A 24,088-nucleotide genomic window follows, 5' to 3' on the forward strand; every position below is an offset into this window, starting at 1 on the left:
ACTACACCTCTTCTCCCCAGTGTTTTTCCAAAAGTCCTGCCGCAGCAGATATCGGCCAGCAGACTGCAAAATACAGCAGAAAAACTGCTCCATACACCCACAGCGCCGCGTCCGGAGCTGTCAGACGGGCTGATTCAATGATCTGCTGCCCGGTTTTTACCACTTCTGCCACACCGATCAGCACGACCAGCGATGTCGTCTTGATCATCCTTGTGATCAGGTTTACAGCCTGGGGTATCAGTCTTTTTAATGCCTGTGGAACCAGGATAAAACGGTATATCTGCAGCTTTGTCAGTCCTAATGCCTCACCGCTCTGCCTTTGATGTCTGGGAATAGACTGCAGAGCGCCGCGCACCAGATCCCCCATTTCTGCCGTTCCCCAGAAAGTAAACACCGCTGCGGCCGCCTGTTCTCCTGAAAGATCCCAGCCCAAATGTTTTGCCGCTCCAAAGTATGCGAGAAACAGCAGAACCAGCTGCGGCATAATCCGGACAAATTCCAGATAGATCCTGGAAACCCAGCGGATAACAGCATGATCTGCCATCATCAGCATTCCAAATATCATCCCCAAAATAACAGATCCTCCTGCAGATACCAATGAAATTCTCAAAGTCACTCCCATGCCTTCCAGCAGCCGGATCAGATGATCTCCTTCAAACAAAATCTTAATTCCCATATCCTGCATACCGAAGCCTCCTTTCCAGCAGCGAAAACAGAGCAGAAACCGGAAGCAGGATGATGAGATAGGAAACAGTCAGCATGAACAACGCCTCATCCGTCTTATAATATAATCCAATCAGATCCTTTGCCACATACATCAGGTCCGCCAGTGCCACAATACTGAAAACAGAAGTTTCCTTTAAGAGGAACATCACATTAGCTCCGATTCCGGGAACTGCCACCGCCGCTGCCTGAGGCAGAAGAATATAGAAAAAAATCTGCATTTTACGAAATCCCAGGCTCAGCGCGCTTTCTGTCTGTATGGTCCCTACTGCCTCCAGACCGCTTCGAAATGTCTCTGCCATATAACTGCCTCCAAGAAATATAAGCCCTGTCACTGCACAGGTTTCCGATTCCAGGGTAATCCCCATTCTTGGCAGCCCAAAATACAGGAAAAACAGCTGAATGACCAGCGGTGTATTTCTCGATAATTCAATATACATTCCGATGATACGGCTCAAAACCGGTATCCTGCAGTACCGGATCATCCCGCAGATCAGCCCCAGCAGCAAAGCTCCCAGAATGCCCAGCGCCGCAGTTCTTATCGTCAGCCACGCCGCATCTATATATAGTTCTCGATACTGTAATATAAAATCCCAGTCCATGTCTCTTCTCCATTTTCCTATTATTCAGATATGAATTATAGTATATTGATCCGTATCCTCAATGTCAAGTACCATTTTTTATCATATTTTCCTTCAAAATCTCATTTTTATGCATATAAAACAAAGAAACCCCTTTTCCACCGTATACACAGGATTTTCCTGTCCCGGTTTCCAAGGGATTTCTCCTCTGAAGTAAATTTTCTATTTTGTTTGTTTTTCTATTGTTTCCCGCTTCTCCTGACTGATTACATCCATCAGATAATTTTTCTGTGTTTCCTGGCGGGACAGATAGTCTTCTCTCAGCTGCTGTAATTCTCTCTCCATATCTTCTCTCAGTTCTCTTGCTGACAAAAGCCTGCAGCCCTGTCCCCGGATAATGATCTGCTCCAGGCCGTCTGATGTTGCCACTGTAACATCATATTTTTTTCCATGTTCATGGGCAAATTTTTCAATATACTGATCCGCAGTCTCCGCTTCTTTTGTAAAGACCACATGTATGTTCTGATAATCCGATACTTCCGTATCATGACCTTTGACCCGGTAAGCATCAAATACGACGATCAGCTCACTTTTCTTTAACGCCTGATAATTACATAAAAGGTCCATCAGCTTTCCGCGGGCTGCGTCCATATTTTCTTCTGAAAGTTCCTTTAAATCCTCCCACGCATAAATAATATTATATCCATCTACCAGAAGATATTTCCTGGAAGGATCCCGCTTTACCGAAGCCCTCGCAGCTGACGCCTTATAATCTTCTGCCAGCCTCGTTGTTTTTTTCTTTTTCCATTTGTTCTTTCGGCTTTGATTAGCATGAAAAGTCTCGCTCAGAATACGGTCTATCTCTTCCGTATCGATCCATTCTTCCTCAATATATGCCCTGCGCTGCAGCAGTTCATCGTCTTCTTCTGTCTCTTCTTTCGGCCGCTCCAGAACACTCGGCAAATGCATATGATCTTTTACCTGATCCCATGGAACATGGAATCCTGCGCCATGAGAACAGAAAACAGAACCTGAAGGATTTTCGGTATCCCGTTCCGGATCATATCCGGCTGCCTCGATCACCTCATCCGGATTCTGACATGGCTCATATCCATGAAAAGAGCAGAACAGTTTCCCCTGCCCCTTTGTGTAAGCAGTCACTTCCCGCTGATAATCCTGCATATATGCTGCCGGAGCAATTCCCTCCAGCACAGTAAGATCTCCTTCCATCTTTGGCGGTTCAAAATCTGCGTGCATTTTTTCCAGATCCATCATGGCTCGTCCTACCATGGGCTGCGGCACTTCCAGCTGAAATTCATAATAAGGTTCCAATAGAACTGATTTTGCCTGCATCAGCCCCTGTCTGACGGCCCGGTAAGTGGCCTCTCGGAAATCCCCTCCCTCTGTGTGTTTCGGATGGGCTCTTCCTGCCGCCAGCGTAATCTTCATATCTGTCAGCGGCGCACCTGTCAGAACTCCTCTATGTTCTTTTTCATATAAATGAGTCAGAATCAGTCTCTGCCAGTTTCGGTCCAGGTCATCCTCACTGCAGGCGCTCTCGAATACCATGCCGCTTCCTCTTGGTCCCGGCTCCAATATCAGGTGCACTTCAGCATAGTGGCGCAAAGGTTCAAAATGCCCTACGCCCTCTACCCGGTCTTCAATCGTTTCCCGGTACAGGATATTTCCGGTTCCAAATTCCACTTCCGTATCAAACCGGTCCAGAATAATCTTCTTCAATATCTCAATCTGTACTTCTCCCATTAACTGTACCTGGATTTCCTGCAGTTCTTCATTCCAGATAACATGAAGTTCCGGTTCCTCTTCCATCAGCTGATAGAGTTTTGGCAGAAAGGTCCGGACGCTGCAGCCTTCAGGCAGAATCATCTGATATGTCAGCACCGGTTCCAGTACAGGCGCTTCTCCATCTTCTTCAAACCCAAGGCCCTGCCCCGGCCGGGTATCTGTCAATCCTGTCACCGCACAGACCATTCCTGCTTCCGCTTCCTCTTTCATCTCATATTTTTCTCCGGAATAAATGCGGATCTGATTGACCTTCTCATCTTTTTCCTTTCCCGGAATCACATCCTTTACTTTTAGGGAACCTCCTGTAATCTTTAAATGAGTCAGCCGGTTTCCACGCTCATCCCTGGATATTTTAAAGACTCTGGCCCCAAATTCTTCCGGATACTGCGGCGTTACGGCATAGGTTTCAATTCCTTTCAGCAGTTCATCCACTCCGTCTAACTTCAGCGCTGATCCGAAATAACATGGGAAGACTTCTCTCCGGGCAACCGCCTGCTGAATTTCCCCTCGAGAAATGGATTCTTTTTCTAAAAACTCTTCCAGCAGTTCTTCTTTCTGCAGGGCAATGGATTCATAAAACTCATTACTTCCCTCTTCTCCGAAATCAATACATCCCTCTGACAGCTGTGCCTTCAATTCCGCCATCAGAGTTTCCCGGTCTGTTCCATTCTGATCCATCTTGTTAACAAACAAAAATACCGGGATTTCATATCTTGCAAACAATTTCCACAGAGTTCTGGTGTGGCTCTGAACACCGTCTGCGCCGCTGATCACAAGAACCGCATAATCCAGGATCTGCAGCGTCCGCTCCATTTCTGCGGAGAAATCCACATGTCCCGGAGTATCTACAAGGGTCACTTCCAGTCCGCCCAGAGAAAATACCGCCTGCTTGGAAAATATCGTAATACCTCTTGCTCTTTCCTGGCTGTCTGTATCAAAATATGCGTCTCCGTGATCCACCCGTCCTAATCTGCGGATACATCCTGTTTTGTATAAAATTCCCTCCGACAGGGTTGTCTTGCCGGCGTCAACATGAGCCAGCAGGGCCATACATATATGTTTTGATGGTATTTTTTTCTTCTGGTCCTGCCTGTTCTCAGACATGTTTCCCACAAAAAACACCCCTTTCTGCTCTGTAATGATATCTGCATCATCATATCACAAAAAGAGGTGCAAGTCGAATCGATGAGATTTTATTTCCGGATATATCTCCGCCCTTTATTCTTGCCAATTGCTTTTATTTTTCCCTGTTTAACTAACTCTTTTAAGAGCGTCCTGGCTCTTGTTTCTTTCACGTCAATAAATTTTGCTATTTCAGATGTTTTATATTCTTTATTAAAATCCATTTTTCCCAATATATCTTCTAACTGCTGCTCTGTTTTTTTCGTAACCGTCTTTTTATCAGCACTTTTTATCAGCACTTTTTTATCAGCACTTTTTATCAGCACTTTTTTATCAGCACTTTTTATAAAAGATAATTTCAAAATAGTTCGATCAGGGCCATATTCCTCTATAACTTCCGGCGGTTCCCATCCCTGTTGTTTCCACACACTGTATATATCAGGAACACCACTGCCCGCTCTCTCTCCAATTCCTATCAAATTAAACATTTTCATCAGAGCTTTGTTTCTGGGATCAGAAATTCCGCCTTTCAGCATTTGTTCCTTTCCGGTTCGAATGTTCCCCGGATTTTCCATTGTAATAGAATTTACATCTTTCCGGATAACAATTCCGCGCTGAAAATAGAAGTCCGTATTTACCAGACAATTTGCCAGCGCCTCCCTTAATGCTTTGTGCACAGGTGTATCATCTATACGGGTAATTCCCTCCAGTTTAAATGGAATTTTTAAATCTTTCACTAATTTCCCATAAACCCGGAAAAAGAAATCAAACAAATTTCCTGTCCAGTCGCCAGAACTGGACTGAAGACGATCTGTCCAGCGAATCGTTGGATCTAAAACTTCTCTATAGTCCAAAAAATATTCCGGGAATTCATACAAAATTTTATATTCTTCCCCAAACATCAAAAGTCCTGCGGCAGTAGGATGTAACTTTCCATCCTTTGCAGATATCTTTGCTGCTCCTATTCTTTCCAAATACTCGTTGTCCTCCAGTCTCTCCCATACGTGCTCTCTCCGGAATGCTATATGTCTGTTGCGGTAAGCATGTATCGTCTCTTCGTGAAGCACATCCAGAGACATATCTTCAAGAATTTTCATGTCAGCCGTTTCTTCCGGCTGATCCCGAAGCATTGCAAGCACTTCGCTTCGATCACAATGATAATCGCCTTCCCAGTTTCTACGAAATGTACCATCAAAAATATTCCCATTAATATACACTGGTTTCTGCTCTCTCTTTGCTCTTGGAACACGAATCACCAAGATGACTTTTCCATTTTCCTCGTATACTTTTACATCTTTATCCATTAACAGGTTAATCGAAACTTTTTTCTTATCATTGATTGCATTCCAGAAATCTTTTTTCAATTTAGACGCATTCTCTAATCCTGTCATATTCCAGCTTCCGTCATGATTCTCTTTCACTCCAAGAATAATGACTCCGCCATAGCAGTTCGCAAATGCGGAATATGTCTCCCATAATGACAAAGGAAGACCGCCTTTCGCCTTTTTTACCTCTCTTCGATTATCTTCCCTATAAGAATCAAACTGTGACATATCAAAGTGCAAATCAATCACCTCGTTTCTGAATGAATCCACTATCTATATTTTTATCATTTTACAAATAAATCTATCTTTATTAAAAAAATGGATGTGTTAATTTAAATAAATTATATTCAATTTATCAAACAATATCAACAAAATCATTCCCAGTATATATAGTATTCTTATATAAAAATATACTCCCTCTTAGACGGCAGTTTTTCTTTTCCGCAAAAAGGAAGTATACTCTCATTTATTGTTCTTATTTCACTTTTATCTTTCTTCTTTTCCTGTCGGTATCAGGGATGACCACAGTACAAACCAAACAGCCAGTACAACGGCAAACCAGTATGGCAGATGTGCAGCGCCCTCACCGAAAATCGTCCTTACAATAGACATTAAGACCGGTGAAACAAACTGTGCCAGATACAGGGCCGCTGAAATTAACGGCATAACCGTAGTCGCTGCCGCTTTTCCTGCTTTCATGGATGCCTCTGTCATAATAAACGGAATTCCCGCACCATTGGCAAATCCAATGAATACAGATCCGATCAGCGTGCCGGCCCATCCGCCGGCAGCTGCCAGCAGCAGATATCCTGCCAGGAAGCATACCGGAGCCAGAAATTTTGTATTTCTGCCAAGAGCCTTCTTGGCGCTTACAAACAGCAGCCCGCCTAAGAATGCGATAAAATCCATAGATGCCATAATCACCGCAATATAATTCTGCGGAATAATACCTTCTGCTGCCGTTTCCATTGCAAAGTTTGCCGGATAGATAAAGAATATGGACATCAGCAGGAACATGGCCAGAATATATACGATATTGGCACGAAATACCCCTGCCGTTCCTTCTCCTCCACTTTCTTTTTCTGCAGGTCCTTCCTGTGTAATCTTATCATTTGGCAGATAGATCAGGCAAAGCACAATACTGATCAGCCCCATCAGATATACCAGGAAGCTGACACGCCAGCTGATATTCGCAAGCAGTCCGGATAATAATGTGGCAACGACTCCTCCCATCTGGTTCATAGCAGAAGAATGTCCCATCAATCCCGCCTGCTCTTCCGGACTGTAATAATAAGAAAGCAGTCCTGTTGACAGCGGCATAATGATTCCTACACCGATTCCCACAAAAGCACGCATGATAAGTACGACAAAAATGTTGTCAAAAAGTCCTGCGGCGCATCCGCCGACAGTGTAAAGCAGAAGTCCGATTAAGACCAGTGTTTTTGAGCCAAACACCCTGCATAATCTCGGGAAAATAAAATTTGTAATGACAATAAACAATGCCGGTACACTGATGATCATCTGTATGAATAACTGATTGCTGCTGGAAAAGTGAGCCTGAATCACGCCCAGTGCCGGAGCCACGGCCGCACCGGCCATAACTGTCAGCAGAGACAAAGACAGGATGCTCACTGTCAGACTCTTTCCGTGTGCTGATTGTTTCATCAAAAATCACTCCTTTTCAAAATTTAAAAATTCATAGGAACGAAGTTTCCTATGGAATAAAAAAAATGCGTAAGCCCTGTCTGGACTTACGCATTTTCTGCAACACAACATAATTGTTTTATCACAAATATTTTTAAAAAGTCAACTAAAATTTTTTTGATTTTTTATGAAAATATCGGGTCAGCGTCAAAAGAACTCCCACGAAAAGGATCAGTGCGATTCCTATGTAAACAGCTCTCATGCCGAACAGAAACAGGTCCGGACGGCCTTCCACATAGCTGACAACCTTTTTTCCTGCTTTAAGACTCATCTGATGATACAGCACAGAAGTTGAAAATGTAATTCCAATGACCATTCCCATATATCGTCCCAGTCCTGACAAGCTTCCGGCAAAACCATATTCTTTTCGCTCTACGCTTCCCATAATCAGAGAATTATTCGGTGACTGGAATAATCCATTTCCGATTCCATTTAGCAGCAAAGTACCAACGATCATCCAGAGCGGAGTCGCTATCTGCCATCTGGAAACAATGATATGAGCCACGCAGAACAAAATAAGACCGATCAAAGTCGGCCGTTCACAGCCGATTTTATCAGACCATGCTCCTGAAATCGGTCCTACGATCATCATTGCCACAGAGATCACTGTCATAAGCAGACCTGCCAGTCCCGGCGAGAAGCCTCTGGCATCCTGGAAATAAAATGGCAGAATGATGTTGTTTGTTCCAATTGCAATAAAGATTAGGGTCAGCGCCACGACATTCATTGTAAACCATTTATTTTTAAACAAATACATCGGAATCAGCGGATATCTGCTTCTGGTCTGCCAGATCAGGAAAATAACCAGTATTATAATTCCCGCTGCCAGCATGGCAAACGTCCATCCAGCAGTCTGTGTCTGCATCAAAATCAGCGCAGTAAAAATCAAAAACATACTGGCTGCCATAAAAATACAAGATGAAATTTCCAGCTTTTCATCTGAAGCCGGTTTTCTTCTCGGAAGCGTAAAAACGCCCAGCAGAAATGACAGAATTCCAATTGGTACATTGATAATAAAAATAAAATTCCACGGCAGAAAACTTAAAATCGCGCCTCCTATCGTCGGTCCCAGCATAGTTCCCAACGCTACGGAACTTGCTATCATTCCAAGAGCTCTTCCCCGCTGTTCTCCCGGAAATGTTTCCGTAATGATTCCCTGGTTATTAGCCAGTGCCGCTGACTGTCCCAGTGCCTGAACTACTCTGGACAGGATCAGCATACCAAGGGTATCTGACATACTGCAGAGAAGGGAGCCCAAAGTAAATAATACCACTCCTGCCTGAAATACCCTTACCTTTCCATAAATGTCGCCCATCTTTCCACAGATTAGTATCATCGAAATCGTAACGATCAGATAAATACTGGTCACCCATTCGATACCTGCCATCGGCACCTGCATTTCTTCCTGAATTACCGGAAGCGCTACATTACAGATGCTGCTGTCCAGTGTTCCCATCACTGTCATGATCAATACGGTTCCGAGAATTACCCACTTATTATGGATCTTCTCATTGTTCATGTCTTTCTCTCTCCATTCTATTATTTAATTTTTTCAACTAACATAAATAAAATGCCTAAGAAAGAATACACTCTGGCGAAAGAAAAGTCAATGGATCAGGCAAAAACACCGGAAGAAGCCTTTGAAATCATCCGCAAAACAGAAAGAGGGCTGTAGAAACCTAAAAACAGCCATCAGGAACACACGTTCCTGATGGCTGTCCTTTCGATTTCCCTATATTATCATTCTATTCATCATCCCGGAATACGATTTCTCCGGTCTTCTCATCCATACTCTCTACGATTGCCAGAGACTCCAGATGTGTTCTCTTGCGCAGGATATCTCCTCCCGGCTGGAATCCTTTCTCGATCACGATTCCCGCTCCGACCAGTTCCGCTCCGGAATCTTCCACCAGCTGAGCCAGACCTTCCAGTGCCTTTCCATTGGCCATAAAGTCATCGATCAGAAGCACCTTATCTCCTTTTCCAAGGAATTCTTTCGCAACGATAATATCGTAAACTCGTCCATGTGTAAATGATTCAACCTTTGTTGTATACACATCCCCCGCAATATTTTTGGTCTGTGTCTTCTTTGCGAAAACAACAGGCACGTCAAATACCTCTGCCACGATACAGGCGATGCCGATTCCTGACGCTTCAATCGTCAGAATCTTATTGATTTCTTCTCCTTCAAATCTTCTCTTAAATTCCTTGCCAATTTCACGAAACAGTTTTACATCCATCTGATGATTTAAAAAACTGTCCACCTTTAATACATTTCCTTCTTTTACTTTTCCATCCTTACGGATTCTATCTTTTAATAACTGCATCCCACAGCCTCCACACTCTTTCGTATTTTTAAACTATATTTTACTTGTTTTCCTCTTGAATTGCAACTGTTCACGGCATATCTGCCGGATAATCAATATCCTCCAGTTCTCTGGCTTCCCGAACCGGATAAAAAGCCGCTTCTTCCTGATATTTTTTCAGCACTTTCCTGCCGCCCTGATCACCTTGCAGCTGCCTTAATTCTTCAAAACAGCTCCGGTCAAACCAGACGGGATTCCCTGGATGATCTTCATAAACTACACAGCCGGTCCGTGGCTTCTGCTTCTCCATCTCCATAAGAAATCCTTCGGCTGACTCTTCCCGGAAAAACGGCTGATCCGCTGCGAAAAAAGCACAGGCTTCCTCATCCGTCAGTTCTTCCATTCCCGCCTTTACCGACCAGGAAGCTCCCAGTCTGCTTTCACTGCAGAAACGGACCGTAACCGGTTCTTCCTGAAGATCTTCTTTTATCTCCGGATACTGGGTTACCACGTTCAGATCCCACTGCACATGCCGGCTGCATATCCGGATCAGCCGGTCCAGAAGATGTCGGTACAGAAAACGGCCGTTCAGCGGTTCCATCAGCTTATTGGCGCCAAAACGCCTGCTGTTTCCTCCCGCCATATATATGATTCTTATTTTCATTCTTTTTCCAAAAGCCCCATGGCAATTTTTTCACTGGTGATCGGAAGTTCTCTGAACCAGATTCCAGTCGCATTGTAAATAGCGTGAGCCAGCGCCGGAGAAGGCGTATTGATTACAATTTCTCCAATAGATTTTGCTCCAAATGGTCCGGTTTCTTCATAACTGCTTTCAAATTCTACACGGATTCTTCCCATATCCAGACGGGTTGGAATCTTATACTGCATAAATGAATTATTCTTCATCTGTCCCTTATCTGTATATTGAATATCCTCATACAATGCCATTCCGATTCCCTGAACGATACCGCCTTCTGTCTGCACTCTGGCAAGATTCGGGTTCAGCGGAGTTCCGCAGTCTACCACCGCCACATAATCCAGAATTTCCACATGTCCGGTTTCCTTATCCAGCTCAATCTCTACCATTCCTGCCATAAACGGCGGCGGTGACTTTTTCTGACTGTTGCTTTCCGTTACCTGAAGCGCATCCGGATTTCCACACATAGATGCCGTTCCGATCTCCTGCAGGGAAACTTTTCGATCCAGACCTTCATGACAAACATATTTTCCGTCAAATATCAGTTCTTCCTCCGGAAGTTCCAGCATTTTCGCACCCTGATGAATGATCCGTTCTTCCAGTTTCCGGCATGCCTTTTCCACTGCTTTTCCAGTTACATACGCTGTACTGGAAGCGTAAGAGCCAGAATCATATGGTGATGTATCTGTATCGGCTCCTACTACAGTAATATCATCCAGATCACAATTCAGACATTCTGCCGCAATCTGAGCCAGTGTCGTATCACATCCTGTTCCCATATCAGCAGCTCCGATCAGAAGAGTATAAATTCCATCTTCATTTAACTTGATCGTGGCGGATCCTACATCCACACCGGAGATTCCAGATCCCTGCATTGCCATGGCCATTCCGACACTTCTTACCTTGCCGTTTCCCATGTCTTTGCACGGATATTTCTCATCCCATCCGATCATCTGTCTGGCACGTTCTACACAGCGGTCCAGGGCGCAGCTTTCCGTTTTTTCTCCATAATATGCCGGCATAACCTGTCCTTCCCGGACCATATTGATCTCCCGCATACGGACCGGATCAATTCCCAGTTTTGCTGATAATTCATTCACTGCAGATTCCAGGGCAAAAATTCCCTGTGTCGCTCCATATCCGCGATAAGCCCCTGCAGACATAGTATTGGTATACACCACATCATAGACAAACCTGTGGGCTTCCGGCGTTCCGTACAGAGGAATAGACTTATGTCCGGACAATCCTACCGTTGTCGGTCCATGTTCTCCATAAGCTCCGGTATTGGACAGCGTATACAGATCAATGGCACGGATTTTTCCGTCCTTGTCCGCCCCTACTTTTACATGAACTTCCATTTCATGACGAGGGCTGGAAGCAATCTGAGATTCTTCTCTGGTAAAGATCATCTTAGACGGCTTTCCGGTCTTCCATGTTACAAACGCAGGAAAAACTTCGGAGACAACTGTCTGTTTTGCTCCAAATCCTCCTCCGATTCTTGGCTTTGCCACGCGAATCTTGGATTTTGGAATTCCAAGGGCGTTGGATAAGATTCTTCTTACATGAAACACAATCTGCGTAGAACTTAGTACATTCAGCCTGCCGTATTCATCCATGCAGCAGTATGTCCGAAACGTCTCCATCATAGCCTGCTGATTGGCTTTGGTATGGTAAACATGATCTACAACTACATCACAGTCTGCCAGAACCTGATCCACATCTCCATGGTGAGATTCACCGCTTGCGCACAGATTTCTTTTATTATCCGCACCCACCTGGCATAATGCCTTCCAGCTGTCTTCCGGATGAACCAGCGGAAGCTGATCCTTTGCCTTATGAAGATCTAAAATTGCCGGAAGCACTTTATATTCCACCCGGAGCATTTTTAAGGCCTGATCTACACACGCCTCATTTTCTCCTGCCACAATGGCCACCGGGTCTCCTACATATCTCACATGACGATCCAGGATCAGACGGTCATAGGGACTTGCTTCCGGATAAGTCTGTCCTGCCATTGTAAAACGCTGATCTGGGACATCTTCCCATGTATACACTGCTTCGATTCCCGGCACTTTTTCCGCAAACTTTGTCTCAATCGAAGTAATCTCCGCATTGGCGTGAGGACTGCGCAGCACTTTGACGATCAGACAGTCGTCCGGCACCTTATCATCCATAAATACAGGTTTTCCTGTTACCAGCGCCATCGCATCTTTCTTCATCACCGGCTGATTTACGGTTTTCATCGCGCACCTCCGTTCTTTCTATACTCTATAAAATCCAAAATTCCTCTCAGCTGTCCTTCATATCCGGAACAGCGGCATAAGTTTCCTGCCAGATATTCCTGGATTTCTTCTACCGAAGGCTCCGGAATTTCCCGGAACAAAGCAATGGCATTCATGATCATGCCGGGATTGCAAAAACCGCACTGCTCTGCTCCCTGGCCGGCAATAAACGCTCCGAATTCCTCTGCTTCTTCCTGAAGGCCTTCCAGAGTGTCAATCCTGTGTCCATCGGCTCTTGCTGCCAGAACAGAACAGGAAAGCACCGGCTGATCATCCATAAATACCGTACACAGTCCGCAGTTGGCAGTTTCGCATCCTCTTTTTACACTGCTGCAGCCCTGCTGTCTGACGAAGTCAATCAGCAGCATATCCGGACGGATCTCCGCCTCTGTCTTCTTTCCATTTAACGTAAGCGTAATCTTCATCTTAATTTCCGCTCCTTTCTTCTGCAAACTGTTTCAATCCCCTCTTCAGGAGAACTTTTGCCAGCTGTTCTCTGTACTGTGCAGAAGCTCTCATATTGCTTCCGAAAGTCATCCTGGCCGCTGTCTGTTCCGCCAGTTTTTCTCTTCCTTCCTCCTGCGTGATCATTTCCCGCCATGCATCCGGCAGTTCTATCCTCTGGGCTCTTCCCGGTCTTGCCCCGATCACCGCACAGCCTTTTCCATCCAGAGAAGATATGGCACAGGTCACAACCGGAAAATCTGTTTTTGTATTCCTGTAAGACAGATATACACAGTCTGCCTTTGTCTTTTTCACGATCAATCGAATCAGAATATCCCTGTCATACGGCTGTTTTGCGAACTGCTCCAGGGGAATGATTCCTCCATGATACAATTCCACATAAGTATCCAGAGCAAGAAAGAATGTCAGAACATCTGAAAAACCAAATCGCCCGAAAATACTTCCTCCTACAGTTGCCAGATTCCGGAACTGAACTCCTACAATGCTTTTCACACTCTCTGCCGCTGCATTATCTGAAAACCGGTTCAGTCCTTCGTGTTTCTCCATCTGTCTTAATGTCACCATAGCCCCGATGGAAAATTCCTCTTCCGTTTCCTCAATCTGATCCAGACCAAGTCCTGACAGATCCACCGCCGTCTGAAACGACCGGCTGCTCATTTTCAGCCATAACATTCCTCCAAGAATACAGGTGCTCTTCTTTTGATTGAGCTCATATGCCTGTTCAAGACTTTCCGCCTTTACATAATTCTTGATTTTCAACATGATCCTTCCTCCGTTTATCCTTTTACGTTGCAGAGCACTTTATTTTCAAAAGTTCAAAATCTCTGAAGCAGGAAAATATCCTGCCCGGAGAATATTTTATATCATAAAAATTCCGGGCAGAATTTCTCATGATATAAAAAAACAAGTTCCGGATCAAGCATCTCTGCAAGCCGTCATCTGCACGCTTCCTTGTCGCATCGCTTGTCTCCAAAACCTGTCGCTTCATTTTACAACATAATGTACTATTTTATCTTACCTTATTGATATTTCCTTGTCAATTAAATGGAACGATTCCGCTCTGCTATTTTCATGATAACGATTCATTCCCTTTAAACTCTGCCACCCGGCTCCGTCTTCCCCTTCCATGAAAGAATCCGCTGTTTCTGCCGCATCTTCCCTTTTTCCTCTCTGATATCATAAAATAAATGCGGAAGACGTAATCAGAGGATTCCAGAATTGTGAAGGGCTGTTCCTCTGCTGCCTGGATCCACATACTTTCTTTGTAATATTCCGGATATGTTCCCTGAAATCCTTTTCCCCTGAGAAACGTATCAGCTTCCTGTCTGCAGACATCAATTCTGTACTGTTCTTCCTCCTGATACCGCCGAACCGGATATTCACAGGAAGCTGCCCTGATTTTTTCATAGATCAACTGATATAATGCTTCCCTGGATGGTTTTTCCAGCCTTCGGCTCAGCCATGTTTCCAGCCACCGGAATGGGAATTTCTTATATACGCAAAGCAGCCGTTCGTATTTCCAGTCTCCCGCTTCTCTGGCCAGCTGCCGCATACAGTCAATGCCTTCATATGTCGGAGGATATTTCTCTTCCAGATCTTCCTGGATCGGCGACCATTTTCGAAAAGGTCCGAATTCAATCAGATGAAAAAGGGCTTTTTCTTTTTCACTGCACGCTTCATCTCCCAGATATACACATTTATCATGAAGGGTTCCCGCCATATAAACCAGCTGGCGCCACTGCTCCTGTCCCTTTCTCCAGAAATGTCCGATTCCATGATACTGATAGAAATGCTCTTTCCATCGAAGGTTCGCAAACCACAGTGTAAATACATTTCCTGATGCCTGACGGACGATCAGAGCATATCCTGTTTCCTCTGTAATCAGCTCTGCGCTGGTATTTTCTGTCTCTTCCGGCTGATATTCCCCTGTCATATGACATTTTTCCATCATAAAATAACTTTCTGCTGCGTCATTCATCATGTAGGGAACATAATACTCTAACGTTCCTTCTTCCCCATCCGCCGTACACAGTTCAAACACCTGATTTCTGAAAACTTCCGCCAGACGCCAGAACGGCTGAGGCAGGCTTTCCTTGAGTCCCGGCAGGGCATTCATCAATTCTTTTTGATACTCATCCATACTCGCGCTGTATACACTCCTTCTAAAATCCTTGTTGTATCTGGCTTATTATTCCATACTTTTTCTCTGCCGTCTACCCCCATCTCAAATGTTCCTTTATAGATTGTAAATTCTTCATGAACCTTCTTTCGTGTTTTCTAAGAATTCGTTAAATATTTTTAGAAATCGTTTATAATTGTTTATACTCTGTATATTGATTGAACCCCGGATTCTGCGTATACTTAAACCATAGTTTTTCATATATTTTTTAATCCTCTCTTTTCAAAATAGAAAACCACCTGCCGGGAAATTGTTTCCTATGGCAGGTGGTTTTTTTCACAATATGCCTGGAGAGCAGCTATCTGTCTCAGCTATTTTCCGCCCATCAGTTCATAATAAAAAATATACTGCTGAAGGATACCCTGGAATCCCGGATAAGCTTCCATTGGAAACCCGCCCGGATAATGCTTCTGCAGTGCCTGATTGATATGCGTATCCACGGGGAATGCTTCCATCTGGCCAAGGGCAAACAGACAGATACAGTCTGCTACTTTGCTCCCCACTCCGTAAAATCTCATCAGCTCCTCTTTTGCCTCCGGATAAGAACTTCGCTCAATCTTCTGAAGATCCACTTCTGCGTCTGCTGTCATTCTGGCTGTACGCACTACATATTTGCTCCGGTAACCGAGATTACATTTCTTTAAATCATCTTCTCCCAGTCCTGCAAATGCTTCTGGTTTTGGAAATGCATAATAGATATCTCCCGCTTTATTCCGCTTTTTCTCTCCATACTTTTCACATATGGCTTCAATACACCGGCGGATTCTCCGGATATTATTCTGCTGGGAAATCAGAAAGGAGACTATCATCTCCCATAAATCCTGTTTTAAGATTCGAATGCCGGATCCAAACCTGGCGGCCTCCATTAGATAAGAATCCCCAGGATCAATTCTCTGAATGAAATTTCCATAATCCGTTTCCAGATCAAAATACCGCTTCCAGAATCCTTCATACTCTTCCGGTGTACAGTCAAAACAAATTTGATTTCCTTTCTGACTGATTTGCAGATACCGGTCTCCTGCGATCACTTCATACTGATGTTCCGATTTTCTTTTCATGCGGAAACACTGCCCGGATTCACAAATCTGCTCCAGATCAAAATAATCCACAATGATTTCTGTCATCTTCTGTTTTCTCCACATTTTAAATGATATGTGCACAGATATCATCCAGACAGCACTGATCACAGTGAGGCTTGGTCCGGGCTGTACAGACATCTCTTCCATGATAGACCAGCCGATGGCAGAAATCACTTCCTTCTTCCGGAGGAATGATTTCCCACAAAGCCATCTCTACCTTTTTCGGATCTTTGATGCCGTCCACCAGACCGATCCGGTTTACCAGACGGATACAGTGGGTATCTGTAACGATCGCCGGCTCTCCAAAAACATCTCCCATGATCAGATTTGCGCTTTTTCTTCCTACTCCCGGCAGCTTCAGCAGTGATTTAAAGTCTGTCGGAATCTTTCCGTCATACTCATCCCGCAGAACTTTCATGCATTTGCTGATGTCTCTTGCCTTGCTTTTTCCAAGCCCGCACGGACGTATGATTTCCTCGATATCCGCCACATCCGCAGCGGCCAGAGATTCCACATCCGGATATTTCGCATATAAATCTTTGACTACCACATTGACTCTGGCATCTGTACACTGAGCTGCCAGTCTGACGCTTACCAAAAGTTTCCATGCTTCGTTATAATCTAAAGTACATCCCGCATCCGGGTATTCTTTTTTCAGTCTGGCAATCACTTCCAATGCCAATTCTTCTTTTGTCATAGTTCCCTCCATAATACAATTATTTTATTAACTGCGTTCCATAAATTCTCCTGCATCATCCAGGCCGAGTTTTCTTCCTCCGCTTGAACAACACCGTAAGAATCTCCTCGGAATCCGCTCTTTTCCGCCAATAAAAACAGTATAGCATTGCCCAAAATATAATTCAATCCATGCCATTGTCCCCGGATATCCGTTCCCTCAGGTATCCGCTATAGGCAAAAAAATAAGGCGGACACAGATCCGCCTTACAAAGATTATGTTTTATTTTTGCTTTACGATTGAAACAACTGCCAGCACCGCATTGATCAGGCACCATCCTGCCCAGATATTCAGATCCGCGAAACTTCCTGCCATTGTAAAGCCTACGACTGCTCCGATTCCAAAGATTACGATCAGAGCTATATTCAGACCCCTTCCACCTTTTCTTGCGCAGATAGAAACAATTCCTCCGGCAAGAAGCAGTACAGCGACGATGATACCGGCGCTTCCTCCAGATTCTCCATTCTCAGCCAGTGCATTTCCCACTCCGGCAGCACAAGACTGGAACGCGACAAATACAAACAGAATAATTGACAGAATCCCTGAAACGAGTTTCCAAGTTTTCATTTGTCTTTCTCCTTCCCTTTTTTCCTTATTATTGCAAAAAGAAGGCGTCCTATGTTCCGCTGCCAGCGTACAATTTTCTTTTTGTATTTCAGGCCTGTCCCCAGATAATTCCTTCTATTATCAGCATACATGCCAGGCCGAAAAATATGATGCCGATAACCCATACCGCCGCAAATACCCAGCACAGCCGTCTGTTTTCTTTCCATTTTCCAAAAGATTTTTCTCTAAGACCCGCAAAATTTCCCAGATACAGGATGCTTGCCAGAAAAATCATAAGAGCAGAGACTCTCTCCAGCCACAGTCTCCCTCCGGAAAGCGGCACTCCATTGGAATCCATAATCTCCATTCTAAGGCATACAAAAACCAGGAACAGATATCCCAGCACAGCCAGCGCCATTTTCCATGGAACTTTTGAGCGAAATCCCACAATACCGGATGCCCTCTGTCCTGTGTTTTCTAAAGGGGTTTCTTCGTTCTGATCTTTTTGGGGATCACAGATTTTCTCTAAGTCTTGTTCCAGTTCTCCCGCCGTCTGGTATCGTTCCTCAGGTTCCCAGCGGATACACCGGCTGATTACATCTCCTATGGCTCCTTCCGGCAGCTCTTCATCCGGATAGGATCCGGTTATCATCATATTCAGCGTGACTCCCAGTGCATAAAGATCTGATCTGGCATCGGACTGTCCAAAACCATACTGCTCCGGAGGCGCATACCGCTTCGTTCCCAAAAGCCGGGTATCTGTCTGTTTCTCTTCCGAATATACCCTCGCCGCATCAAAATCAATGAGATATACCGACCCTTCTGCGCTGATCATAAGATTGGACGGCTTGATATCTCTGTGGATCACCGGATTCTCCTGTTCATGAAGTCTTTTTAGTATCCTGCATACAGCCAAAGCGGTCTCCGCCGCTTCCCGGTCCTCCAGTCTTCCTTTCTGATCCAGGATCTTTTCCAGGCTTCTTCCATGAATATAAGCTTCGATTACAAAAATCTCATTCTCTCCTTCGATCAGATCATATATTTCCGGGATTCCCCGGATTTTTTCCTGTCTCAGCCTCTGGTAAACCGGCTCAACCTCTGCCTGTATTTCTTTTTTGATCAAAATATCGCCTGTCCTTACATCTTTTACCAGATGCACCTTTGGATTTCCTCCCATTTCTGTTAATTCTTCATAACAGGATAAACGATATTCCTCTTCCAGTCTCATATTTCTTTCCTCCGTTTTTCTGGCACGATTTATTATATCATGGTATGATAGGAAAAAAAATACGAGAGGATCTGCCTATGAACCGTCAGTCGACTGAAGAATTAAATGAAACTTTAAAATCAACTTCCTGCAGCAGTTTTTCCGATTACCTAAAACAGCTTCAGACAGCGCCCAGCCTGCAGGATTATTTTTCCATCTATATGGCGCAAAACGGAATTACCGCAGCCCAGATCATAAAAAACAGCGGGGTTTCCAAAAGCTATGCCCATGAAATCTTAAACGGAAGAAAAACTCATCCTTCCAGAGATCATCTCCTGGCTCTGTGTCTGGGCGCCCGCATGGATCTGAATACGACCCAGCATGCCCTGAGGATCGCGCAGCAGGGAGAACTCTACGCCAAAGTTCCAAGAGACGCAGCAATTATGATGCACATTAACCGCAAAGTATGGAACCTGATAGAAATCAATCTGTTTCTGGAAGATCACGGTCTGGAGACCATCGGAAAATCTTCGTCAGGTTCTGAAATATAACACTCTTGTTCCATTTTTTACAATCTTATCTTATTTTCCATCCTTATAATGAGTCGTAACAAAGAACAACGGCGTCCTGGATATTTCATCCCGGGCGCCTCTTTTATTGGAAAACAATTTGGTTCAACTTGTGAAATGGAGGAATTATTATGGAGAAAAAATTAGGTTTGCCCAGTGCTATTGCAGTCACTGTCGGCTTAATTGTTGCGTCAAGCTGTCTGTTATCTCTTGGTACCGGAATCGGTCTTGCCGGAAGGGGTTTTATCATTTCTATGCTGATCGTTCTGGTTCTGAACATCTGTCTGGCATTATCTTTTTCAGAACTGCACGATCTGATGCCTGATGCGGAAGGGGGCATGGGACAGTACACCAAAGTAGGTCTTGGATCTGTCCCTTCTATTATATCCAATGTATCCGCCTATGTCGTTGTAAATCTTCTGGCAGCATCCGTTGAAGTGGCTATGTGCGGTATGGTCGTCAATGAACTATTCCTGCCGCAGATTCCTGCTCCGGCCATCAGTATTCTGTTTCTGGCAGCTCTGCTGCTTATCAACTATCACGGCGTCGATATTTTCTCTAAAATTCAGAATATTGTAGTCGGACTTCTGCTTCTTTCTATTCTGGCCATGGGAATTATCAGTTCTCTGAAACTTGGAACAGGCCAGATCATTGATGCCGCCAGTCAGACCCCGCCGGCAGTTACCGGACTCAGCGGATATGTCAGTCTTTCTTCTATGGCGTTCTGGCTGTTTATCGGCATTGAATTTGTCATCCCTGTATCTAAAAGTCTGAAGAATCCAAAACGTGACGTCTTGCTTGCCATGATTCTTGGCATCAGCATCCTCTTTGTTCTTCAGTCCATTCTCGGAAACGGAATGACCAACTATGTTACTCTGACTGAACTTGCTTCCTCCAGTATGCCCCATATGGTATTCGCCCGGAATCTTCTTGGTACACCAGGTGCTCTCTGGATGGGACTGATTACCATTCTCGCCGGCGTCAGCACAGCAAATACGGTTCTTGGCGGAATTCCCAATGTATTAGCAGGAATGGCCGAAAATGATCTGCTTCCAAAATGCTTTGCAAAAAAGAACAAACATAATGTCGCCCTTACAGGTATGTTTTTCATTGGTATCGGTGACACTATCCTTGTAATCACTGGTGTTACAAATTCAAGCACTTTATCCAGTCTTCTCCTGGCTGCATCCTGTTTCTGGCTGACATCTTATATCCTGGTCAACCTTACCGTTCTTGTTTTGAGGCGCCGGTACCCGGATCATCCCGCCCGCAGGAAATCTCTTGTTCTCGGCGGAATTCCTCAGATCATTGCCATTATAGGGGATGTTTATATGATTGTACATATTGCGGAAGGTGCACAGCGCATTTTCATTTACCAGCTTTATTTTGTAATTCTTGCCGTTACTCTGATTTATGCAGTTATCTGGACACGCTTTGTCCGAAAACAGCCGATGTTTGTACCTGCAGATTTAAGTGATATTGAAGGTGCTGCATCTTCTTACACCAACAATCAGCAGCCTGCCGCTGTATAAATTTATATAGTTCCGATTTTTACAATTTTTTTCAGCAGGAATCATCTACAATGAAAACCAGTTAAAACAAAGGCGTTTGAAACAGCAGTTTCAGACGTCTTTATTTTTTTATAAATTCTGACAAGGAGGCTTTCAAATGAATTACCCAAAAGTTGATTTTTTGTATTTAAATGAACAGGATATGATCGCTGCCGGTGTCAAAGACATGGCCCGCTGTATTGATACGATGGAAGAAATGTTCCGCCTGTTAAAAGCAGGTGACTACCGTATGGGCGGCGCCAACGGAAACTCCCACGGATGTATGATGGAATTTCCAAAAGAATCTCCATTTCCCAACATGCCGGTGGACGGACCGGATCGAAGATTCATGGCAATGCCTGCATATCTTGGCGGAAAATTTGATATGGCCGGCGTTAAATGGTATGGCTCCAACATGGAAAACAAGAAAAAAGGTCTTCCGAGATCCATTTTAATGCTTACATTAAATGATAAAGATACCGGTGCGCCTCTGGCCTATATGTCCGCCAATATTCTGAGCGCTTATCGTACCGGTGCGGTTCCCGGAGTGGGGATCAAACATTTTGCTCATCCGGACAGCAGCGCCATTGGTATTATCGGACCTGGTGTTATGAGTAAAACAATCCTTGCTGCTGCCATGGCTGTTCGTCCCGGAATCAAAACAATAAAAATCAAAGGAAGCAGTCCTTCTTCCAAATCTGCAAAAGAATTTGCCCGTTTTACAGAAGAAACTTATCCGTCCATATCCAATATCGAAATTGTAGGCACGGAAGAAGAAGCCGTCAGAGATTGTGATATCATCTGCATCGCCACCTCTTCTCCGACCGGAAATATCGAAGATTATCCATATATCAAAGAAAGCTGGATCAAACCAGGAGCACTGTTCTGCTGCCCGGCAGCCGCACGGTTCGATGATGATTTTATCCTGCACCGCGCACGGACTATTGCCGACAATACCATGCTCTATGAGGCCTGGGAAGAGGAAATGGATTTCCCTGCCTATGAAACTATTCCGATTCCCGCAGTCCACTGCATGGATCTGATTACAGAAGGCAGAATGAAGGCTTCCCAGATTGATGATCTGGGAGATATTCTTACCGGCAAAATCCCAACCCATCGAAAGGACAATGAAATCATTGTGTATTCCATCGGCGGAATGCCTGTCGAAGATGTTGCCTGGGGAACTGTCGTCTATAAAAACGCTTTAAAGCAGGGAATCGGAACCAGATTGAATCTCTGGGATCAGCCTGCACTGGCATAGCGGATGGAAAGGAAGGATCAAAATGAACGTAAGAATGGAAGAACATCCGATTCTCGGAAATTTCTCCAAAGGAAGAAAAGTTAATTTTACCTATGATGGAAAAACATTATCCGGTTATGAAGGTGAACCGATTGCCGCCGCTTTAAAAGCAGCTGGTGTTATGGTTCACCGTTATACACAAAAACAGCATAAACCGAGAGGAATCTTTTGTGCCATCGGCCGCTGTACCGACTGTGTGATGGTCGTAGACGGACAGCCAAATATCCGTACCTGCGTAACGCCTCTGAGAGAAGGTATGTGCGTCCAAACACAGTACGGCGTATCTACAAAGCCTGACAAAACATCAGAGAAAGGAAGCGATTAAGCAATGAAACGATATGATTTGATCGTTGTCGGTGCCGGTCCTGCCGGCTTATCGGCAGCCATAGAAGCAGCAAAACTGAAAATGAATGTCATTGTTTTCGATGAAAACGAAAAACCGGGCGGACAGCTTTTTAAACAGATTCATAAATTTTTCGGTTCAAAAGAACACAAAGCCAAAATCCGCGGTTTCAAGATTGGACAGGATCTGCTGAAAGAAGCAGAGGAACTGGGCGTAACCGTCTGTCTCAATGCTGTGGTATCCGGCATGTATATGGATAAAGAACTCACTGTAAAAATTAACAATCAGATCCACCATGTCAAAGGAGATTCCATTATTATCGCCACCGGCGCAGCAGAAAACATGGTTACGTTCGAAGGCTGGACGCTTCCCGGCGTGATCGGTGCCGGCGCCGCTCAGACCATGATGAACCTTCACGGCATTCGTCCCGGACAGAAAGTCTTTATGCTTGGAACTGGAAATGTAGGACTCGTCGTAAGCTATCAGCTCCTTCAGGCAGGCTGCGAAGTCGTGGCTCTTGCCGATGCGGCGCCTCGCATCGGAGGCTACGGCGTCCACGCCTCCAAGGTCGCCCGCTGCGGTGTTCCTTTTTATACATCCCATACGATCGTAAAAGCAGAGGGAGACACCCAGGTCACCGGCGTTACCATTGCTGAAATCGATAATAAATTTCAATTCATACCTGGAACAGAAAAACATTTTGATGCAGACACCATCTGCATTGCAGTAGGACTTTCTCCTATGTCACAGCTTCTTAAAATGGCAGGCTGTCAAATGGAAGATAATCCAAAACGAGGCGGTCAGGTTCCGATTGTCGATGCCTGCGGTCAGACTTCTATTGAGGGAATCTTTGCCGCCGGAGACGTAGAAGGCATTGAAGAAGCCAGTTCCGCCATGATCGGAGGCCGCATCTGCGGTATTGCCGCCGCACATTTCCTTGGTTATATGGATGATGCTGCTTTTGAGCAGCAGTATGAAATCCATCAGCAGGCTCTCTCCGGACTCCGGCAGGGTATGTTTGCCCCGGAAAACCGCGGAAAAATTCTTACAAAAACAGAAGAAAATATTGATATCTCCGCAAATCTCCTGGAAAAAGGCTATCTTGATGATTCTGAAATTGAAAAATATCCCGGCGTCACCCACACAATCGGCGTCCATCCTGTCATCGAATGTTCTCAAAATATTCCATGCAACCCTTGTCAGAATGCCTGCCCTAAGCACTGCATTAAAATAGGCGAAAAAATCACATCCCTTCCTGCTGTAGATGAAACAGCTCAGTGCATCGGCTGCGGTATGTGTGTTGCGTCCTGTTCCGGCCAGGCCATTTTCCTGGTGGACGAAGCCTGCGATGAAACTTATGCTTCTGTTATGCTGCCATATGAATTCCTGCCTCTTCCCAAAGCAGGGGATACAGGCATTGCCCTCGGAAGAGACGGCAGTCCATGCTGTGAAGCAGAAGTAATCTCTGTCAAAAGTTCACCTGCTTTTGACCACACTCATCTTCTGACGATGAAAGTTCCGAAGCAGTATGCCATGAAAGCAAGATTTTTCAGGAAGGAGGCCTGACT

General features: G+C 44.8%; 21 protein-coding genes. 5 read left to right on the plus strand and 16 right to left on the minus strand.

The genetic code is table 11. From position 1 onward, the window contains the following. Position 1 precedes the first annotated feature (1 nt). The 16 genes from JMF81_RS14145 to JMF81_RS14220 all read right to left on the minus strand — a co-directional run bounded on the left by JMF81_RS14145 (position 2) and on the right by JMF81_RS14220 (position 18,779). Positions 2-685 carry an amino acid ABC transporter permease gene (locus JMF81_RS14145; protein WP_201312066.1) on the minus strand — a complete coding sequence of 228 codons (684 nt, stop codon included), beginning with the start codon at positions 683-685 and terminating at the stop codon, positions 2-4. Next, positions 666-1,325 (minus strand): amino acid ABC transporter permease, encoded by a 660-nt coding sequence (locus JMF81_RS14150; protein WP_201312067.1) that lies wholly within the window; start codon positions 1,323-1,325, stop codon positions 666-668. Before JMF81_RS14150 ends, JMF81_RS14145 begins: the two co-directional genes overlap by 20 nt. Before the next feature lie 201 nt (positions 1,326-1,526). Then, a complete protein-coding gene (locus JMF81_RS14155; RefSeq protein WP_201312105.1) occupies positions 1,527-4,214 on the minus strand; it encodes a translation factor GTPase family protein in 2,688 nt (895 codons plus the stop codon). An 89-nt stretch (positions 4,215-4,303) separates the two neighbouring features. Further along, positions 4,304-5,785 carry an RNA-binding domain-containing protein gene (locus tag JMF81_RS14160; protein WP_201312106.1) on the minus strand — a complete coding sequence of 494 codons (1,482 nt, stop codon included), beginning with the start codon at positions 5,783-5,785 and terminating at the stop codon, positions 4,304-4,306. A gap of 258 nt (positions 5,786-6,043) precedes the next feature. Further along, positions 6,044-7,222, minus strand: coding sequence for an MFS transporter (locus JMF81_RS14165; protein ID WP_201312068.1), 1,179 nt, complete (start codon positions 7,220-7,222; stop codon positions 6,044-6,046). A gap of 145 nt (positions 7,223-7,367) precedes the next feature. After that, complete coding sequence (locus JMF81_RS14170) at positions 7,368-8,780, minus strand: MFS transporter (RefSeq protein WP_201312069.1); 1,413 nt, start codon at positions 8,778-8,780, stop codon at positions 7,368-7,370. A 226-nt stretch (positions 8,781-9,006) separates the two neighbouring features. Further along, positions 9,007-9,588: a xanthine phosphoribosyltransferase gene (locus JMF81_RS14175; RefSeq protein WP_201312070.1), complete on the minus strand. Its 582-nt coding sequence runs from the start codon at positions 9,586-9,588 to the stop codon at positions 9,007-9,009. A 70-nt stretch (positions 9,589-9,658) separates the two neighbouring features. Continuing rightward, positions 9,659-10,231: a nucleotidyltransferase family protein gene (locus tag JMF81_RS14180; protein ID WP_201312071.1), complete on the minus strand. Its 573-nt coding sequence runs from the start codon at positions 10,229-10,231 to the stop codon at positions 9,659-9,661. Then, on the minus strand, positions 10,228-12,507 hold the full coding sequence (locus tag JMF81_RS14185) for a xanthine dehydrogenase family protein molybdopterin-binding subunit (protein WP_201312072.1): 2,280 nt from the start codon (positions 12,505-12,507) through the stop codon (positions 10,228-10,230). The genes JMF81_RS14180 and JMF81_RS14185 overlap by 4 nt, the downstream gene beginning before the upstream one ends. Beyond that, positions 12,504-12,971, minus strand: coding sequence for a (2Fe-2S)-binding protein (locus tag JMF81_RS14190; protein WP_201312073.1), 468 nt, complete (start codon positions 12,969-12,971; stop codon positions 12,504-12,506). Before JMF81_RS14190 ends, JMF81_RS14185 begins: the two co-directional genes overlap by 4 nt. A 1-nt stretch (position 12,972) precedes the next feature. Then, positions 12,973-13,773: an FAD binding domain-containing protein gene (locus JMF81_RS14195; RefSeq protein WP_201312074.1), complete on the minus strand. Its 801-nt coding sequence runs from the start codon at positions 13,771-13,773 to the stop codon at positions 12,973-12,975. 307 nt (positions 13,774-14,080) lie between these two features. After that, positions 14,081-15,151, minus strand: coding sequence for a DUF3878 family protein (locus JMF81_RS14200; protein WP_243282684.1), 1,071 nt, complete (start codon positions 15,149-15,151; stop codon positions 14,081-14,083). Between the two features lie 350 nt (positions 15,152-15,501). Continuing rightward, entirely contained in the window at positions 15,502-16,314 is an 813-nt protein-coding gene (locus JMF81_RS14205; RefSeq protein ID WP_201312075.1) for a DNA-3-methyladenine glycosylase family protein, read from the minus strand. A gap of 19 nt (positions 16,315-16,333) precedes the next feature. Continuing rightward, the gene (locus tag JMF81_RS14210) at positions 16,334-16,966 is read right to left on the minus strand and encodes an endonuclease III domain-containing protein (RefSeq protein WP_201312076.1); all 633 of its coding nucleotides are present in this window, start codon (positions 16,964-16,966) and stop codon (positions 16,334-16,336) included. A 261-nt stretch (positions 16,967-17,227) separates the two neighbouring features. After that, a complete protein-coding gene (locus JMF81_RS14215; RefSeq protein ID WP_201312077.1) occupies positions 17,228-17,572 on the minus strand; it encodes a hypothetical protein in 345 nt (114 codons plus the stop codon). An 88-nt stretch (positions 17,573-17,660) separates the two neighbouring features. Further along, on the minus strand, positions 17,661-18,779 hold the full coding sequence (locus tag JMF81_RS14220) for a serine/threonine protein kinase (RefSeq protein ID WP_201312078.1): 1,119 nt from the start codon (positions 18,777-18,779) through the stop codon (positions 17,661-17,663). A 77-nt stretch (positions 18,780-18,856) separates the two neighbouring features. On the opposite strand from JMF81_RS14220, the gene JMF81_RS14225 reads away from it, so the two are divergent. The 5 genes from JMF81_RS14225 to JMF81_RS14245 all read left to right on the plus strand — a co-directional run bounded on the left by JMF81_RS14225 (position 18,857) and on the right by JMF81_RS14245 (position 24,086). Next, positions 18,857-19,309, plus strand: coding sequence for a helix-turn-helix domain-containing protein (locus JMF81_RS14225; RefSeq protein ID WP_201312079.1), 453 nt, complete (start codon positions 18,857-18,859; stop codon positions 19,307-19,309). 149 nt (positions 19,310-19,458) lie between these two features. Continuing rightward, complete coding sequence (locus JMF81_RS14230; RefSeq protein WP_201312080.1) at positions 19,459-20,859, plus strand: APC family permease; 1,401 nt, start codon at positions 19,459-19,461, stop codon at positions 20,857-20,859. 136 nt (positions 20,860-20,995) lie between these two features. Beyond that, the gene (locus JMF81_RS14235; protein WP_201312081.1) at positions 20,996-22,138 is read left to right on the plus strand and encodes a tyramine oxidase subunit B; all 1,143 of its coding nucleotides are present in this window, start codon (positions 20,996-20,998) and stop codon (positions 22,136-22,138) included. A gap of 22 nt (positions 22,139-22,160) precedes the next feature. Beyond that, complete coding sequence (locus JMF81_RS14240) at positions 22,161-22,502, plus strand: (2Fe-2S)-binding protein (protein WP_201312082.1); 342 nt, start codon at positions 22,161-22,163, stop codon at positions 22,500-22,502. A gap of 3 nt (positions 22,503-22,505) precedes the next feature. Continuing rightward, entirely contained in the window at positions 22,506-24,086 is a 1,581-nt protein-coding gene (locus tag JMF81_RS14245) for an FAD-dependent oxidoreductase (RefSeq protein ID WP_201312083.1), read from the plus strand. Positions 24,087-24,088: the final 2 nt, after the last annotated feature.

The sequence above is a fragment of the Anaerostipes butyraticus genome (assembly GCF_016586355.1).
Classification (GTDB): Bacteria; Bacillota; Clostridia; order Lachnospirales; family Lachnospiraceae; genus Anaerostipes; species Anaerostipes butyraticus.